Origin of the sequence: Snodgrassella sp. CFCC 13594 (genome assembly GCF_001590725.1) — a bacterium.
In the GTDB taxonomy this organism is placed as follows: Bacteria; Pseudomonadota; Gammaproteobacteria; order Burkholderiales; family Neisseriaceae; genus Snodgrassella.
Window position 1 is genome coordinate 1 of the sequence record NZ_LQXR01000057.1, and the last position, 1,229, is coordinate 1,229.

Sequence of the window (1,229 nt, forward strand, 5' to 3'; positions counted from 1 at the left end):
GGCTCAGACTGCTGTTGCACATCACGAGATTGAAAGGCCAGGACATAATCCTGGATTTTTTGCGCATCACGGCTGGCCCTTAATATTTCCATCGGGTCTTCCTTCAATACCTGTACCCAACCACCCACATAAGCAGCGTGATGACTCGGGTCATGCGGCATACCCAATTGCCGGTTGATCATCATGGATGCTATTTCAGCTCGCAGTTCTTCCTTGGCATACGATACGGAGCCAAAAGAACCTGACAAATCACGATCCAATCGGTTTGGGTGGCCTGTCCAATGGCCAAGTTCATGCAAGGCAGTGGCGTAATACGAGCCGGCATCCGGGAATTGCGCTTTCTCCGGCAATACAATCCGGTCTTGCATGGTTGAGTAGAAAGCACGATTACCTGGGCGATGCTCAATATTCGCACCGGAAGCCGCTAGAATTTGCTCGGCTGGGCTATGCACACCCCACTGCAATTCAGGCAGCGGTGGTCGTTCCAGTTTGGGTAAGCCTTCAATTTGTTCGGCATTGAAAACGGTGAAGCCTTTCACGAATGGCCGATCCAACTTAGCCATCTCCTTCACCGGTTCACCATGCTGGTCTTTGATGACTTTGCCACTATCATCTTTTTTAACCCGCTCCGCGTGGGTTACCAGCTTAATCAGCTTGGCGCCTTGTTCGCCCTTGCGCACCTGAGCATCCACCGATTGGGCTTGTTTGTACGTCAGCCAACGTGGATCGGAACGCTCCTGCATCCATAAATACAAAACATTGCTGCCGCTATAAGGCCGACCGGTTAAATGGTTGTAGGGAACATCACTGCCTTGAACCGGTGTCCACGGTTTCTGCCAAGGTGCTGTGCCTTGCTCTATCATGCCAATTAACTCATCAGCGATGGCTTGGGCATATTCTTCTTGGGCTTCTTTGGGTGTTTTCTTGTTAGTCATGTGCAAACCTTTCAAACACAAAAAAACCCTGCCATCGTGGGCAGGGTTGTTCAGGGTTAAGATGAAGGAGGTCAGCGCCAGCCGTTTAAGCTAATCTGCGCTTTGGCTTCTGCTGGTTCATTGGGATTGGCCAAATAAGCCGTCATGGCCTCATACGATTCAAACGCGGCCAAATATCGGTCAAAGTCTGCCTCATTCATGCTGGCCATCAGTGTCATTTCCTCCGAGGTCAAATACTGAGCCAGCGATTCGCCAGCAGTGCCGTCATCAATAAAGTCTTCTACTAGCATGTAT

At 50.4% G+C, this 1,229-nt stretch carries 2 protein-coding genes; both read right to left on the minus strand.

Annotated features, from left to right (window positions below; all coding sequences use genetic code 11):
- Positions 1-935 (minus strand): ArdC family protein (locus A2F46_RS11630; RefSeq protein ID WP_156471647.1); only part of this gene is annotated, 935 nt, incomplete at its 3' end.
- Positions 936-1,006: 71 nt separating this feature from the next.
- Positions 1,007-1,229 (minus strand): hypothetical protein (locus tag A2F46_RS12730; RefSeq protein WP_197457667.1); only part of this gene is annotated, 223 nt, incomplete at its 5' end.